At 69.9% G+C, this 16,401-nt stretch carries 9 protein-coding genes and 2 pseudogenes; 3 read left to right on the forward strand and 8 right to left on the reverse strand.

What is annotated here, in order from left to right; all coding sequences use genetic code 11:
* Positions 1-28: 28 nt before the first annotated feature.
* On the reverse strand, positions 29-1,237 hold the full coding sequence (locus ACIP6N_RS03195) for an LLM class flavin-dependent oxidoreductase (RefSeq protein ID WP_401812395.1): 1,209 nt from the start codon (positions 1,235-1,237) through the stop codon (positions 29-31).
* 135 nt (positions 1,238-1,372) lie between these two features.
* Complete coding sequence (locus ACIP6N_RS03200) at positions 1,373-1,483, reverse strand: putative leader peptide (RefSeq protein ID WP_401812396.1); 111 nt, start codon at positions 1,481-1,483, stop codon at positions 1,373-1,375.
* A 644-nt stretch (positions 1,484-2,127) separates the two neighbouring features.
* Here ACIP6N_RS03200 and ACIP6N_RS03205 point away from each other — a divergent pair.
* From ACIP6N_RS03205 to ACIP6N_RS03215, 3 genes and pseudogenes are all read left to right on the forward strand, one after another.
* On the forward strand, positions 2,128-3,186 hold the full coding sequence (locus tag ACIP6N_RS03205) for an amino acid ABC transporter permease (protein WP_401812398.1): 1,059 nt from the start codon (positions 2,128-2,130) through the stop codon (positions 3,184-3,186).
* Positions 3,183-4,009, forward strand: a pseudogene (locus ACIP6N_RS03210) (amino acid ABC transporter ATP-binding protein). The gene ACIP6N_RS03205 and the pseudogene ACIP6N_RS03210 overlap by 4 nt, the downstream one beginning before the upstream one ends.
* Before the next feature lie 75 nt (positions 4,010-4,084).
* Positions 4,085-5,118, forward strand: a pseudogene (locus ACIP6N_RS03215) (transporter substrate-binding domain-containing protein).
* A 62-nt stretch (positions 5,119-5,180) separates the two neighbouring features.
* Here the strand turns inward: ACIP6N_RS03215 and ACIP6N_RS03220 are convergent.
* The 6 genes from ACIP6N_RS03220 to ACIP6N_RS03245 form a co-directional block, all read right to left on the reverse strand.
* Complete coding sequence (locus ACIP6N_RS03220; RefSeq protein WP_401812400.1) at positions 5,181-6,044, reverse strand: helix-turn-helix domain-containing protein; 864 nt, start codon at positions 6,042-6,044, stop codon at positions 5,181-5,183.
* 182 nt (positions 6,045-6,226) lie between these two features.
* On the reverse strand, positions 6,227-7,804 hold the full coding sequence (locus ACIP6N_RS03225; protein WP_401812636.1) for a hypothetical protein: 1,578 nt from the start codon (positions 7,802-7,804) through the stop codon (positions 6,227-6,229).
* 340 nt (positions 7,805-8,144) lie between these two features.
* Positions 8,145-10,283: an AAA family ATPase gene (locus ACIP6N_RS03230; RefSeq protein ID WP_401812401.1), complete on the reverse strand. Its 2,139-nt coding sequence runs from the start codon at positions 10,281-10,283 to the stop codon at positions 8,145-8,147.
* Between the two features lie 83 nt (positions 10,284-10,366).
* Positions 10,367-13,276, reverse strand: coding sequence for an NHLP bacteriocin export ABC transporter permease/ATPase subunit (locus tag ACIP6N_RS03235; RefSeq protein WP_401812402.1), 2,910 nt, complete (start codon positions 13,274-13,276; stop codon positions 10,367-10,369).
* Position 13,277: 1 nt separating this feature from the next.
* Positions 13,278-15,563: an NHLP family bacteriocin export ABC transporter peptidase/permease/ATPase subunit gene (locus tag ACIP6N_RS03240; protein ID WP_401812403.1), complete on the reverse strand. Its 2,286-nt coding sequence runs from the start codon at positions 15,561-15,563 to the stop codon at positions 13,278-13,280.
* Positions 15,548-16,354 carry an HlyD family efflux transporter periplasmic adaptor subunit gene (locus ACIP6N_RS03245; RefSeq protein ID WP_401812405.1) on the reverse strand — a complete coding sequence of 269 codons (807 nt, stop codon included), beginning with the start codon at positions 16,352-16,354 and terminating at the stop codon, positions 15,548-15,550. The genes ACIP6N_RS03240 and ACIP6N_RS03245 overlap by 16 nt, the downstream gene beginning before the upstream one ends.
* Between the last annotated feature and the right edge of the window lie 47 nt (positions 16,355-16,401).

Raw genomic sequence — 16,401 nt, forward strand, 5'->3', positions numbered from 1 at the left:
GGAGTGTGTACGCGCTGAACGCCAACCGTTACGCGGGCGCGTAGCGGTTGGCCGGCCTGTCGAGCCCGAGCAGCCCGCGCAGGGTGTCCGCCTCGTACGCGTTGCGGAACGCGCCGCGCCCCCTCAGTTCCGGTACCAGGCCCCGGGTGATCGCGAGCAGGTCGTGCGGGACGGCGGCCGGGCGCAGCCGCACGCCGGACAGTCCGGCGGAGCGCCATTCCAGCAGCAGGTCGGCCAGTTCGGCCGGGGTGCCGGTGAAGACGTACGCGTCCGAGGTGAAAGCCTCGCCCGCGAGGTCGTCCAGACGCGCCTTGCGGTCCCGCGCCGCCGCCCCGGTCTCGTCGAGGAACACCACCAGGTCACCGAAGACATGCAGTGGCTCACCGGCCCGACCCGCAGCGTCCTGCTCCTCGCGGATCTCCCGCTCGATGGCCCGCGCCCGTGCGCCGTCGGACGGTGTGACGTACACCAGGTCGGCGGATCGCGCGGCGAGCCGGTACGGCACTGTGTCGTGCGCGAGCGCGGTGACCAGCGGCTGTCCCTGCGGAGGCCGCGGAGTGATCGACGGGCCTTTGACACGGAACCACTTGGACTCGAAGTCGATGTAGTGCAGCCGGTCGCGGTCGATGAAGCGGCCGGTCGCGGCGTCGCGGATGGCCGCGTCGTCCTCCCAGCTGTCCCAGAGCCGGCGCACGGCTTCCACGTACGCGGCGGCCTCGTCGAAGAGGTCCGTGATCAGCGGGGCGACCGCCGGGTCGGCGCGCTCCTCGATCCGCAGGGGCGGGATCTCCCGGCGGCCGAACAGGTCGGCCTCGTAGCCCCGGCCGGAGACCTGGACACGTACACCGGCCCGGCCGGTGCTGACGTAGTCGAGTGTGGCGATCGCCTTGGAGGTGTGAAACGGCTCGGTGTGGGTCACCGTCACAGCCGGGACCAGTCCGATGTGACTGGTCAGGGGCGCGACGCGGGACGCGGTGAGCACGGCGTCCAGCCGGCCGCGCACCCGGCCCCGGTCCTCTTCGCCGGCGATCCGGTCGTAGCGGGACGACTGGAGTCCGAGCGAGTCCTCGATGGTCACGAAGTCCACCAGGCCGCGTTCGGCCTCCTGGACCAGATCGACCCAGTAACCCGGGCTGAACAGCGCGTCGGCGCGGGCCTCGGGCGTGCGCCAGGCGGCGGGGTGCCAGCCGGCTCCGTCAAGGGCTATCGCGAGGTGGAGGGGAGACGTCTCAGGCATGGGGATACACCGTTTCCAGAGAAACATCAGTGGCGCGGACAATCCGGGGAACATCGGACGGCGCGGACTGCTCGATGGGTTCGGACGGCGGTGAGGCGGCCGGGGAACCGGAGAGCCGAGAGGACCGGCCTGGCGTCAGGCGCGACAGATCGCGCCGGCGACCCGCTGAAGGTCGATGTGCAGGCGCAGGAAGGCGTTGTGCGACGCGTGTGACGAGCGGGACGTGCGTGATGCCACTGCCTTCACCGCCTCACTCGCCGGGGTCAGCGGGCCGGGGCCCGGACGCTGACATGTATGACCTGTTTCGGAGAATAGCCGACCCTTGGCCGACCATCAATGTGGTCTCCTGCCTGCTCCGCCGGGGGACGGAACCTGTCGGTCTCCGGATGGAACAGGCCGGCTCCCGCTGCGTGAACGTCGGCGTGAACGCATTGACATGGCTTGGCTGTTCGTGCCTAACTTACGGCCACACCGGTCCCGAGCGGCGGCTTCGTACCTCGCCCTCGCGCCTCGGACCACCGGTACGCGACCTCGCACCGCCGCGGGGGAGCGCCAGACGTGAGGCCCGCGAGGGCAGTAGTGGCGATGGGTGGCCGGGATGTACGCAGGACCGGGGATGGCCGCGTGGCGACGCCACGGCCGTGCCTCGGCTTTCCTGGACCGGCACATAGACCTCCAGCGCGTGTGCAGCGCGCTCTGTCGAGGCTGACTGCCGGGCTGAACGCCCTCTGAAGCGGACCGCGTCGACGCGGACCGCCCTCCTCAGCGCACCGCCTTCCGGTCCTGCCACCCCGTTCCTCGCAGGGCTCTCCCTCCGGCTCGTTCCGCCTTCCCGGCGGGCGGCCGGTCCTCCGATTCCGTTGATCGCGCCGATGGCGCTGGAGTCCCTCATGAGTGAACCGCCCTCATCCTCGTCGCCTCCCTCGTCCGACTCCACCGGAGTGGCCGTCGCCAGAGCGCCGGCCGCCGGCCCCGAATCCGGATACGACGCCCGTCATGACGTAACAGGCCCGGAAACAAAGGGAGTTGCTGACGAGCTGTCCGCTCAACGGGTGATCGGGCTGCGCCGCCCCTGGCGGTGGATCGCCACCGCGATCGTGCTGGTCGTCGTCGCGCAGATCGTGCACGGCCTGGTGACCAACCCGTTCTACCAATGGGACCGGTTCCAGTACTGGTTTCTGCGCCCAGTGATCCTCGACGGCCTCCTCATCACCCTCGAAGTGGCCGCCTGGAGCGCCGTGTTGGGGCTGCTCGGCGGGGTGCTGCTCGCGCTCGGCAGGCTCTCGAGGAGTCCGGTGCTGCGAGCGGTCAGCTGGGTGTACATCTGGCTCTTCCGCTCGGTCCCGCTGATCGTGGTGCTGCTCTTCCTCTACAACTTCTCAGCCCTGTACAAGACGTTCAGCCTCGGCGTGCCGTTCGGACCCGGCTTCATCAGCTTCAGTGAGTCGAGCGTGGCGACGGACGTGGTCGTGGCGGTCGTCGGCCTCAGTCTCAACGAAGCCGCCTACGCCGCTGAAGTCGTACGCGCCGGACTGCTCTCGGTGGACCAGGGGCAGCACGAGGCGGCGTCCGCCCTCGGACTGCCCAGGAGCTACCAGTTCACCAGGATCGTCTTCCCGCAGGCGCTCCGCGCCATCGTCCCCTCGTACGTCAACCAGCTGATCGGGCTGGTCAAAAGCACCTCGCTGGTGTTCTACGTCTCGCTCTTCGACCTCTTCGGCCAGGTGCAGAGCATGGGCAGCACCTATCCGGGCGACGTCGTGCCACTGCTGATCGTCGCGACGGTCTGGTACGTCGTCCTCACCAGCGTCGTGTCCGTCATCCAGTACTACGTGGAGCGCTACTACTCCCGGGGCGCGCTGCGGAACATGCCGCTCACGCCTTTGCAGAAACTCCGCACGGGACTGCGTACCCTCCGGGCGCGCATCGAGATCGGATCGGCCGCATGAGCGTCATCTCGCGCAAGAAGACCGGAGCGACGGTGGAGCGCACCGACGGCGACGGCGGGGTCGCGCCCGCCGCGGTGCAGATCCACGGCGCCCACAAGTGGTACGGCACCCACCGCGTCCTCACGGACGTGGATCTCACCGTGGAGGCCGGCCAAGTCACCGTGATCCTGGGCCCTTCGGGGTCCGGCAAGTCCACTCTGCTCCGGGCGATCAACCATCTGGAGAGGCTGGACATCGGCCACGTCAGTGTCAACGGCGAGCTGATCGGTGTACGGCACCAGGGCGGCCGGCTCAAGGAGATCAGCGAACGGGCGATCCTGGCTCAGCGCAGCCGGATCGGCTTCGTGTTCCAGAACTTCAACCTCTTCCCGCATCTGACCGTGCTGGAGAACGTCGCGGACGCGCCCGTCGCGACGGGGCGCCGAAGCAGGCCGGACGCGCGGGAGCTGGCCCGTGCGCTGCTCGGCCGGGTGGGGCTGGCGGACAAGGCCGACTCCTACCCGCGCCAGCTCTCCGGCGGGCAGCAGCAACGCGTCGCCATCGCCCGGGCGCCGGCCCTCGAACCGGGCGTCATTCTCTTCGACGAGCCCACCTCGGCGCTCGACCCCGAACTCGTCGATGAGGTCCTGGCCGTCATCAAGGACCGGGCCACCAGCGGTACGACCCCGATCGTGGTGACACACGAGATCGGCATCGCCCGCGAGGTCGCCGACCTGTTCGTTTCCTCGACGGCGGCCGGATCGTCGAACAGGGCCCTCCCGACGAGGTGTTGAGCAACCCCAAGCAGCCCAGGACACGTGAATTCCTCAGCAGGGTCCTGTAGTTCGTCGCCGACTGCCGTCCCCGACCCCGCTCCCGGCCTCGTGCCTCCCCGCTTCCGTCCCGCCAACCACCAAGGATCGCCGTGCCGCGCCTTCGTTCCGGGCTCGTTCAGAGCGTCACCCTCACCGCAGCCGTCACCGCCCTGACCGCCGCTCTCGCCGGATGCGGAGGCGACAGCGGGTCGGACTCCTCGCCGGCTCAGGGCGACGCGAAGGCGAAGGGCACGGTCGATGTCGGGGCGCTGTCCAACGGCGCCGCGAAGGAGGCCACCGTCGCCGTGCCCGAGGTGGCTGCCATCCGGGCCCGGCTGCCCAAGGACCTCGTCAAGCGCGGCGAGTTGGTCATCGGGTCCGGCAACCTCCCCTCGGGTTCACCGCCGCTGGGATTTGTCGGCGACGACCAGAGGACGCTCGCCGGATCCGAACCCGACCTCGGCAGGCTGGTGGCGGCGGTGTTCGGGCTCAAGCCCGTGGTGAAGAAAGCGACCTGGGACAACCTGTTCGTGGGGATCGACAGCGGCAGGACCGATGTCGGCTTCTCCAACATCACGGACACCGAACAGCGCAAGGAGAAGTACGACTTCGCCTGCTACCGGCAGGACAGCCTCGGATTCGAGGTCAGCAGGAGCAGCAAGTTGAACTTCGACAGAACGTACAAGAGCCTTGCCGGCAAGGTGGTCGCGGTGACCGCGGGCACGAACCAGGAGAAGATCCTGCTGCACTGGCGAGACCAGCTCAAGGCCGAGGGCAAGCCCCTGGCGGTCAAGTACTTCCAGGAGAACAACAGCACCTACCTGGCCCTGAACTCGGGCAAGATCGACGCGTACTCCGGGCCCAATCCGAGCGTCGCCTACCACACCGTACAGACGGCGAACACTCCCCAGGGACCCGCAGCGCGGGCAAGTTCTCCGGTGCGGGCGCCGACCTTCAGGGGCTGATCTGCGCGACCGCGAAGAAGGACACCGGCCTCGCCGATCCGCTGGCCGACGCGGTGAACTACCTGATCAAGAACGGTCAGTGCGCCAAGTGGCTAGCCGCCTGGAACCTGGACAACGAGGCCGTTCCCACGTCGCGGGTCAACCCGCCGGGTCTGCCGGCCACCAACTCGTAGTCACCTCGCCCGCGCCTCCCGTCGCCGGGCCTTCGGGAAGCCCTTCGCCGGCCCACGACAGATCACAAGTCTCTTCTGAAACCGGCGAGGAGCTTCTTGGTGCGGCTCGCGGACTCGGCCTGGGCCACGATCCGGTCCATCGCTTCCTTGTGTTCGGTGACCTCGGTCACCTCGTCGAGGTAGAGCGCGCCCGTGAGATATTCGATGTAGACCATGTCGGGCACTTCCCGGACATCGAAGCGGAAGAGGACGAACGGACTGTACGTACCCGGGTGGTGGCCCGCGGCGAACTCGGCGATCTGGAGCGTCACGTTCGGCAGGTCGGCCACCTCCAGCAGCCGGTCTATCTGTCCTCGCATGACCGCCGGTGAGCCGACAGGACGGCGCAGTACGGTCTCGTCCATCACGGCCCAGAAGGTGGGCGCTTCGGGACGTACGAGCAGTGCCTGACGCTCCATACGCAGGGCGATGAGCCGCTCGATCCGAGCCGGATCGGTCATCCGGCCGACGGCCCCGGTGGTCAGCACCTCGCGCGCGTAGTCCCTGGTCTGAACGAGGCCCGGTACGAAGTGCGGCTCGTAGGCACGGATGGTTCTGGCGGCCTCTTCGAGGCTGACGTACCCGCTGAACCAGTCGGGCAGTATGTCGTGGAACCGCTGCCACCAGCCCGGCTTGTTGGCCTCGTCGGTCAGCAGGAGGAAGACCGCCGCCTCGTCGTCCGGGACGCCGTACGCGGGCAACAGAACTTGCAAATAAGGGACTTTGAGGGTGACCTCGGCGGTCTCCATCCTGCGGACGGTGGCCGCGGTGACGCGCAGCAGCCGGGCGGCGTCCTCCCGGCTGAGTCCTGCCTTCTCGCGGCGGGACCGGAGCTGTCTGCTGAGGACGAGCTGTCCGATCGTCGGTGCGGATCTCGGTTCGCTCACACCCCACCCCCCGGTGCCGGCGGCAACTTGCCGGGCAGTCTGTCACAGCGGGGTTGCCGTGCATAAGGTCACACAGGATGCCGGTCCGTGAACAGTCTGTCAGCGGGCAGGCGGTGTCCGCTCAAGGTTCGGGCAGGCGCGGCCCGTTCGAGTTCCGTCCTGCTCAGGGACACCGCTCGCCGCTATGAGTCCGGCTGCTGGGTGAAACCGACCCGCAGGCGCCGCTCGCCGGTCCGTACGACAAGACCCCGCGCCAGGTCCTGAGGGCGCCGGTCCCCGAGGAGCCACAGGTTGACGGCCGCCCCGAGCAGCAGCGGATCGAGCGACGGCCGGCGCGCACCCCAGTCGCGTTCGGCGGTGGCCTCCATCAGCAGGCCGCCGCGCAGCCGTACCAGACAGCGCGAGCTGTCCAGCGACGCCACGAGGACGTTGGCGCCGGTGAACTCCTTCGACGCGTGCACGATCCATTCGACGGCGGGCAGTTCGGCGTCGGCGACGGTACGGGCGATGACCTCCGCGCTGTGTTTCCAGCGTGGTTGGCCCTCCTCGGAGGCGACGGCGTAGAAGCCCCGCGCGCTCGTGTGGTGGTCGGGCACGACCGGCCACCGGCGTACGCGGACGGCTCCGTCCTCGTGGACCGCGCCGGTCACGTCGTACGTGGTGGGCGGCGGTCCGCTCATCGGCGCGGGCGTGGGGACGGGTCCGGGAACCGGTGCGCGGTCCGGAGCGCGTACACCACGCGCTGCGAGGAACGCGTACATCCGCCGCTGGGTGAGCTCGCCCGACTTGTCGACGGAACCCAACTGCCGGTCGACCACCGGTCCGAGGGCGTCCGTGTCGTGGACGGCGGCGGCGTCGAGAAGCTGGGCGAGCAGATCGCCCGAGGGATCGAGCCGGGGTGCCCGGCGGCCGAAGTCCGCGGTGGGGGAACGCGGATCGAGTTCGTCCAGCCCCGTGGCGGCCAGCAGGGTGACGCGCTGCGCCGCCGCCGAGTAGAACGTCGTGCTGCCGTGGTCGCCGACCACCCAGTCGCTGGCGATGACCGCCGCGCGCCAGCCCTCCTGCGGCGGGATCAGCATCAGCCCCGCGTCCATCGCCGCCCCCAGGCGCTCGATGACACCGTGCGGGGAGTGTCTGGCCCATACATTGGGGTGCAGGACGGCCGCGACCGCGAATTCGTCGGAGGGCAGCGCGGTGACAAGGTCGAGCGGCAGTCCGGGGCACCGGCCGAGCAGAGAGTGTTCGCTCCAGGTGGAGTGGATGACGACCAGCCGCCGGCCGTCGACCGCGCCGAGGGACCTGCGGTAGAGGTCGCGCTGCGGATGGCTCGCCAGAATGCGCTGGAAGCACCAGTCGCCGATCACCAGGGCGTGCGGCACCGCCTCGGGACAGGTCTCGGCGAGCCGGGCGAGCTGGTCCTCGTGGGAGACCCCGATGGCGGCGGGTACGACTTTGCCGCGCCGCATCAGTTCCTTGCGGGACAGGCCGGCCGGCGCGGACGGGTCGCCGGTGGACTCGGTCACCAGCCGGTTGTAGCCGGCTCCGTGCGGCAGGACCATCAGCGGTGCGTCCAGGCGCCGCATCGTGGGATGGACGGAACAGGCCACGGCCAGGTCGAAGGAGCGCTCCGTCGCTTCCTGCCAGGACAGGACGGTGATGCCGCAGGAGGACAGATACTCGTCCAGTCCGGCGCTGAACGCCGAACCGGGATTCACCGTGCAGTACTTCTCGATGCCGTCCTCGCGGCGCAGCAGCCGCATCACGTCCAGCACGCGCGTCGCGGACGTCAGGGTACGGGCGACACCCAGGACCTCCGCTTTCGGCGGGGCCCAGGTGTCCCAGCGGGACCGGGCGTCGCGGCGGGCCCTGCCGGGACGGGTGAGGCGGCTGCGCACAACTGGTTCTCCGAAACGGCGGGGGATCGGGTCGGGCAGGGTAGTCGTGGGCGCACCCGATCGTACTGAACGGCGGCGCCGGACCGACCGGGGAGGCTCGGGAGGGCGAAACGGCGGGGGCAGTCGGTCTGTGCGGCCGTCAGGGGCCATGAGGCCGTCCGGTCCGCACGGCGCGATCGCCGGTGTGTCCACGGGATCGGCGGGATCAGTCGGTCCGCGCAAGCACCCCCGCGTTCCTGCGCAGTTCGCGCAACCGCTCGGCGCTGATCTCCTTGAGCCGCTCGTCGTCGGTCCGCCCGGCCAGATCGGCCAGGAGCGCGAGAGCCTGGTCGAGCTTGCCGCGCTGCTCGAGACCGGCGGCCCACACCGCCGCCGATCCGGCGCTTTCCACGGCCTCGGCGACCAGGCCGAGGCCGCTCAGGGCCCGTGCCCGCACGATGCCGATACGCGGGCGCATGGCCTGGTCACCGGTGCGCTCCGCGAGCGACATCGCCTCGGCCAGTACGTCGAGGGCCTCCTGCCAGCGGCCTCCGGCGACCAGTGCCTGGCCGATGTTGTAGCTCTGCACCACGACACCGTGCTGGTCGGGTACCTGGGCGTTGTCCTCCTTGGCCTGGCTGAACAGGGCGTACGCCTCGTCAGTACGTCCGAGATCCAGCGCGATCAGGCCGCGGGTCTCCCGGACGACTCCGCTCAGCCGGGTGTCCGAGACCTGGCCGAGCAGCGCGTCGGCCCTGGCCAACTCCTGCTCCGCACGGGGGTACTCGCCCAGTTCGTAGAAGGCACGCGCCAGTTGGTTGCGCATCCGGACTTCCGCGTCCCGGCGGCCTTCCCACTGGGCTGCTTCGATCCCCATGCCGTGCGCCTCGATGGAGTCGGCGTAGTGCTTACGGCTGTGATAGAGAGCCCAGAGCGATTCGCAGAGCTTCCAGACCGCGTCGTACCACCGCTCCTTCGAGGCGAGGCGCAGCAGCGCCAGCAGATTCGAGCGTTCGGCGTCGAGCCAGTCCAGGGCCTCGGCCGCAGTGGTGAACAGCGGTACTGACGGGGAGAGTTCGTTACTCGTACGAGTGGGAGCGGGCTGGAGGCGGAACCGGCCGCCGCCCAGTACCGCGACATCCGCCAGCGCGGTGGCGTCCAGGTAGAAGTCCGTCACGGAGCGCAGTGCCTCGACGCGCTCCCGCACGGGCAGTGCCGACGCTGTCTTCCTGGCGTGTGCCCGCACCACGTCGTGCAGCCGGAAACGGGGCGGACCCTGGGTGTCCTGGACTCTGACGGCCAGATGAGCGGTGACCAGGTCGCCCAGCGCGTCATCGATCCGGGTGGCTCCCGCCGCCACCGCGACGGGACGCGTGACGGTGGTGCCGGGCAGCGCGCCCAGCAGCCCGTAGAGGTGTCTGGTGTGTCCGGGCAGTTCCGCGAGGACGGTGTCGAAGATCATGTCCACTCCCTCCGGCTTCTGCGAGAGGGCGTGGCGCTCTTCGGCGGTCAGTCTCCGTACGACGTCGTCCAGGCCCAAGTGCGGCCGTCCCGCGAGCCATTCGCCGGCGGCGCGCAGCGCGAGGGGCAGCCCGCCGCATAACCTGACCAGTTCCGCCGCCGTCGACCGGGCGGCGGCGGAACTCCAGCGGCGCACCAGCTGGACACCGGCGTCCTCGTCCAGCGGATCCACCGTGATGTGTACGGCGCCGTCCATCAGCAGCGAGGGAAGGCTCTTGCGGCCGGTGACCACCACCAGCCCGTCCGGGGGCAGCAACGGGCGCACCTCGGGGGCGTGATGGGCGTTGTCCACGACCACCAGCAGGGCGCGCCCCGAGGTGATGCTGCGGTACAGCGCCGCGCGCTCGCGGAAGGACTCCGGGATGTAGTCCTTGTGCACTCCCAGGGCGCGGAGGAAGCCGGAGAGCACGTCTGCCACGTCGACGGCGCCGTCCTGGCGCGCGTCCTCCAGATCGACGTACAACTGACCTTCGGGGTACAGCCGCTTCAGATCCTGATGGACCCACTGGGAGACCAGCTGTGTCTTCCCGACGCCGCCCAGGCCGGTGATGAGGACGATGTCGGGCCCGTGCGCCGGTCCGGGCGCGGGCTCCACCGCTCCGCCGGGGTCCGCGTCGGGCGTGGCGAGGACCGGGTGTGTGGCGCGAAGCGCTGTCAGCTCCGCGACGCGATTGACGAAGACCCGGTTCGGCAGGGGCACTTGACTCGGTGGGGCGGTCGGCGCGGAGGGCGGCATGACCAGCGATTCGATGCGACTCGCCATCACCAGCGGTCCGGCCACCACCGCGTTCCCCGACACACTGTTGTGCGTCGCTCCGATGTCTTCCGCGCCGCGGTCGTTCACCCGTGCTCCCTCCGGCCGTCCTGGGAACGCCCAGAGTATTGCCTCGGCGGTCGGCGGCGCAGCGATACGCACCGCACCGCGGCTCAGGCCATCTGCCGTCGTACCAGTTCGTGGAGCCGGCCGGCCGGATCGGCGAGCAGGTCGGCCGGTCTGCCCTGTTCGACGACCCGGCCGGCCGCCATGACGATCACGCGGTCGGCGTCCATCACCGTGGTCAGCCGGTGCGCGATCACCAGGCGGCTCGCGCTCAGCTTGCGGGTGCTCTCGGTCACGACGCGCTGGGTCTCGTTGTCCAGCGCGCTGGTGGCCTCGTCGAAGAACAGGATGCGCGGTCGGCGTATCAGGGCCTGGGCGATCATCAGGCGCTGCCGCTGGCCGCCCGAGATCGCGCCACCGCCGGAGATCATGGTGTGCAGACCCATCGGCATGCGCTTGATGTCCTCGGCCAGGCCCGCCATCTCAGCCGCCTCCCACGCCTCTTCCTGGGTGAACGCCTCGGTGCCGCAGATGCACTCCAGGATCGAGCCGGTGAGCGGCTGGGCGTTCTGCAGGACGACGCCGCACTGACGGCGGACGGCGGCCTGGTCGAGGGCCGTCAGGTCCTGCCCGTCGTAGAGCACACTGCCCGAGACCGGCTTGTCGAAGCCGATGAGCAGGCGCAGCAGCGTCGACTTGCCGCAGCCGCTCGGGCCGACGACGGCCACGAACTCGCCGGGACCCACCTCGAGAGAGACGTCGTCGAGGACCAGCGGACCGTCGTCGGTGTAGCGGAAGGAGAGCTTCCTGGCCTCGATCGCGCCGGACAGGACACCCGGCTGCGCGCTGGCGACCCGTACCTCGGGCGCCTCGTCCAGGACCGGCTTGATCTGTTCGAACATCGGCAGGGCGGCGGCGGCCGAGACGAGCGCGCCGGTGAGCTGGGTGACGGAGGTCAGCAGCATGGTCACGGACGTGTTGAAGGTCAGGAAGGCACCCGCCGACATACTGCCCTCGGCGGGACCCGCCAGCAGCATGAACATGATGAGGGAACAGAGCGGCAGGTAGACCGCGTCGAGGACCGTGGTCAGATTCTTGATCCAGCCGGCACGCTGCTGGAGTTCGCGGGAGCGGGCGAACTCGCCGGCCCAGGCCGCGTACGCGAAGCTCTCGGCCGCGGCGACACGCAGCTTGGGCAGTCCGCGCAGCGTCTGGAACGCCTGGTTGTTGAGCTTGTTGCCCAGCTCCACCAGCTGCCGCTGCCAGCGCAGTTGCCACAGGCCCATGGCGAGGAACACCGCGCCGATGACGAGCAGCATGGCGACCGCCGCGAGGGCCAGCGGCACACTGTAGAACAGCAGCAGACCGAGGTTCAGCGCACCGACCGTGCTCGACTGCACGGCCACGGGACCGATGCCGGACAGCACCCGGCGAATGGCGCTGATGCCCATCGCCGCACTGGCCAGCTCGCCCGTCGAGCGTTCGGTGAAGAATTTCGTCGGCAGCCGCAACAGCCTGTCCCACACCGCGGGTTGGAGCGCGCTCTCGATCCGCCCTTCCATCCGCAATATGGTGAGGTTCTGGAGCAGCATGAACGCGGCGGAGACGATGCCGGCCACCATGACCGCCAGCGAGACCTGGACGATGAGGCTGTTCTCGGCGTTCGGTACATAGACACCGAGCACCTGACCCGTCGCGATGGGCACCAGCCCGCCGAGGCCGACCGTGACCAGTCCACCGATGATCAGGTTCCGCATGTCCATACGGGTGTCACGCAGGCTGAAGCGCATCAACCGGCCCATCGTCATGGGCCGTTCCGGCAGCGGTCGGTAGAACATGACGGCACGCGTGTCCAGTTCCGCCGCGTTCTCCGCGTCGATCCGCAGCCTGAGTCCCGAGGCCGGGTTGACCGCCTCGTACCTGCCGCGCCGCCACAGCAGCGCGACCGGCGCTCCCGACTTGGCCCAGTGGCCGACGAGGGGACCGGTGTTCGACCGCCACCAGCGTCCGTCGAGCCGGACCGTACGGGTACGGATCCGGGAGGCGACCGCGATGCGCTCGACAGGACTGACGCGCTCGTCGGCAGCGCCGCTCAGCTGTTCGCCCTTGGGGGGATCGGAGAGGGTGATGCCCGTCGCCTCCGCCACACGGCGGCAGACGGCGTACGTCGCGTCGTCGGTGGCCCGCTCCTGCCCACCCGAGCCCCGGCCGCCGCGCTCCCGTCTGCCGATGGAGGCGAGCAGCGCCTGGTCCGCCCGCGCCCCGGCGTTTTCGCCCGCCTTGATGCCGGCCGCCGCGCGGTCCTCGTGGGCGCGTTCCATCCGTACGATCCAGCGGTCCACCGCGGACAGCAGCCGGTGCTGCTGATCCACCATCCGCTGCCACATCGCGCCGTCGACCAGCAGGTCGCCCGCCGCCTCCGCGCTGAACTCGGATCCGTAGCGCACGCTGCCCGGCGGGACCGCCATCCACAGGATGTCGTCGTCGGCCATGCCCTCCTCGATGGCCGGACGGCCGTCGAGCGGCGCCTCGAACAGGACACCGAGACCACGGCCGATGCCGAGCGCGAAGGCGTCCTCCAGCGGGGTCGGCGACGCGCCAGAGGCGTCCTGGGCGTGGGCGTTGTACTCGTGGGCGTGGTACGCGTACGCGTCGTACGCCTGTACGTCGTACCCCTGGCCGTACTCGGGCGCGTGCAGCTCACGGAGCGGGATCCGGCGCAGCACGCAGTGCTGGGACGGCCGGCCCAGGAGTGTGTGCTGCGGGCCATCGACCGGGCCGAGCAGCAGTGTTCCCGTTTCGAGGTGGCCGAGGAAGTGCCAGTGGCCCTCCTGGGCGGCGTCGACGGCGAACAGGTCCAGGGCGCCGCCCGTGACGAGCCACAGCACCAGCGGCCCCTCCAGCGGCACACTGCGCAGACCGGCGCAGTCGACCGGCGTACCGAGACCGCCCAGCGCGTGGGTGACCGCGTCGCTCGCGCCGGAACCCGTGACGGCGGCAGGTTGAACCGATGACACCTCAGTGCTCCTTGACCAGATGTGCGTACGGGCCCGCGGCGGCGACCAGGTCTTCGTGCCGGCCGCGCTCCACCACACTGCCGTGGTCGAGGACCACGATCTCGTCGCTGTCGCGCACCGTGCTCAGCCGGTGGGCGATCACCACGCACGCACAGCCGCGCCGCCGCAGATTCTCGATGATGATCCGCTCGGTCTCCGCGTCGAGGGCGCTCGTCACCTCGTCGAGCACCAGCACACTCGGTCGCCTGACCAGCGCACGGGCGATCTCCAGCCGCTGGCGCTGACCGCCGGAGAAGTTACGGCCGTCCTGCTCGACCCTGCTGTATATGGAGTCGGGCCGCGGCGCGATGACATCGTCGTACAGCGCGGCGTCGCGCAGCGCGGCCACCACCGCGTCGTCCGGTATCGACGGGTCCCAGAGCGCCACGTTGTCCCGGACCGTGCCCTCGAACAGGAAGACGTCCTGGTCGACGAAGGAGACCGAGGCGGCCAGGGCGCTGCGGGAGATGTCCTCCAGGCGCTGCCCGTCGATGCGGATGGTCCCCTCCCACGGACTGTAGAGGCCGGAAATGAGCCGGGAGACGGTCGACTTCCCACTGCCCGACCCACCGACCAGCGCGACCTGCCGACCCGGCCCCACCGTCAGGGAGAAGCCGGTGAGCAGCGGTTTGTCCAGCGGGCTGTAGCCGAAGGTGATGTTCTCCAGCGTCACGTGGCCCTTGAGCCTGCGGGTACTGGGGTCCGGCTGCTCCCGCGAGTACAACGGGTCGACGGGGAAGCTCTCGACGTCCTTCAGACGGGCCACATCGGCGGCGAAGTCCTGGATCCGGCCTGCTACCCCGTTGAGCCGGGTGATCGGCGCGGTGAACCGGGTCACCAGAGCCTGGAAGGCGACGAGCAGACCGATCGAGATATGGCCCTCCACCGCACGCAGCCCGCCGAGCCACAGGATCATCGCGCTGTTGAGCGTGGCGAGCAGAGGCGCGACCACACCCAGGACCGCGCTCGGCACGCCGAGACGCTGCTGTTCCTCCAGCGTGGTCGCGTGCTGGCCCGCCCAGCGGCGGAAGTAGCCGTTCTCACCACCGGTGGCCTTCATGGTCTCGATCAGCTGGAGGCCGGTGTAGGAGGTGTTCGTGAGTCGGGCGCTGTCCGCGCGCAGCTTCTGGGTGTGCGTGGCCCGCAGCCGGATCACGACACGCATCGCGACCACGTTGAGCAGGGCGATCAGCACGCCGATCACGGTGAGTTGAGGATCGTACGTCCACAGCAGGACGGCGTAGAGGATCACCACGATGCCGTCCACACCCGCGGCGGCGAGGTCCCTGGCCAGTGTCTCGGCCACCGCGTCGTTGGACTGGAGGCGTTGCACCAGGTCCGCCGGGCTGCGCTGGGAGTAGAAGGTGACCGGCAGCCTCAGCAGATGCCGCAGGAACCGGGCGCTGCTCAGCGTGGAGGAGATGATGCGCCCGCGCAGCAGGTTCGCCTGCTGGAGGCCGGTCAGTACGGCGGTGAGCGCCACCATCGTGGCCATGGCGGCGAAAAGCGGCCCCAGCAGGGAGGTCTGACGACCAATCAGGAACATGTCGATGTACGTACGGCTCAGCGCGGGCACCGCCGCGCCGACCACCACCAGCAGCAGACTGGCGAGCAGCGCGGCGAGCAGTGTGCCCGTCGTGCCGCGCATACGCGCGGGGATGGCCCGCATGATGCCCGGCTTGCGGCCGCCCCTGCTGAAGGCCGCCGTCGGCTCGAAGACCAGCGCCACGCCGGTGAAGCTGGTGTCGAAGTCCTCCGCCGGGACGAAACGCCGTCCCTTGTCGGGGTCGTTGATGTGGACGCCCTTGCGGCCGAACCTGCGGCCCGTACCGTCGTAGACGACGTAGTGGTTGAACTCCCAGAACAGGATGGCCGGCGCCTGCACTTCGGCGAGCGCGCCCGGTTCCATCTGCATGCCCTTGGCGCGCAGCCCGTAACTGCGCGCGGCCTTCAGCAGGTTGCTCGCCCTCGAACCGTCCCTGGAGACGCCGCACGCCATGCGCAGCTCCTCCAGCGGTACGTGCCGGCCATGGTGCGCGAGCACCATCGCGAGCGAGGCGGCGCCGCACTCCACGGCCTCCATCTGGAGAACGGTGGGTGTGCGGACTCCCCTGCGCTTCTTGGGCTTCGGTGCGCGCGCGGGCGCGCGGCGCGTACCACCACGGCGGGGGGCCGAAGTGTTCTCGGGGCGGTGCCGTCCGCGTTCGGCGGGAGGCAGTCGTTGCTGTGTGCTCAAGGAAGCAGCCAATCGATCGGATGCTGCTTGGCCAGATGAATGGCGCCGGTGGTCAGGGTCATGGAGTCCACCGCGTACGGCGGACCGCCGGAAGCCGACCAGGAATAACCGGACTTGGTGTGCGACGAACGGTCGAGCCGCACCACGACCGCGACCGGCTGGCCGTTCTTCGAGAATTGCTCGCCGAGCTGGCTGCTGCCCAGGAAGCTGCTGATCCGCTGGCTCGTCTGAGCCGTACGGCCAACCGATTCGACCCGGCCGCGCAGCACGCCGTACTGCTGCGCCGGCACCGACTGGACGGTCAGATCCACTTCCGCACCGACGGGCACACCGGAACCACTGCCGGCCGGTACGTACAGCACGGCGGTCAGCGGCTCGTCCGCGTGGTCGTAGCGCTCCACGGCCGCCACATCGGTGCCGGGAGTGACGACGGTGCCGATCGCGGCGACCAGTGTGGTCACCCGGCCCGCAGCGATGGTGCGCACCACGGAACTGCCCTGCGCGGTACGGACCTTCAGCAGTGGCGCGTCGGCGGCGACACGCTGGCCCTCTTTGGCGAGCACCTCGGTGACCTGACCCGCGACGGGGCTCTGCAGGACGTAACTGCCCTGCGCGTGCGTGAGGATTCCGGGCGCGCCGACGGTCGACGACACGGATCCCGTGACCGCCCACACTCCGGCGGCGACCATGACGACGACGGTGACGGCCAGGACAAGCCCGCCCCGGGGCCGGGCGTAACGGACCGGCAGTTCGATGTCCTCGGGGGACTGCAGCTTGGAAAGGGCCTGTTGACGAAAGTGCACGACACTCTTCCCTCAGCGACCGCGTGCCCCGGAGCCGTCAGGGCTCC

The organism is Streptomyces sp. NPDC088725 (assembly GCF_044751305.1).
GTDB lineage: Bacteria > Actinomycetota > Actinomycetes > Streptomycetales > Streptomycetaceae > Streptomyces.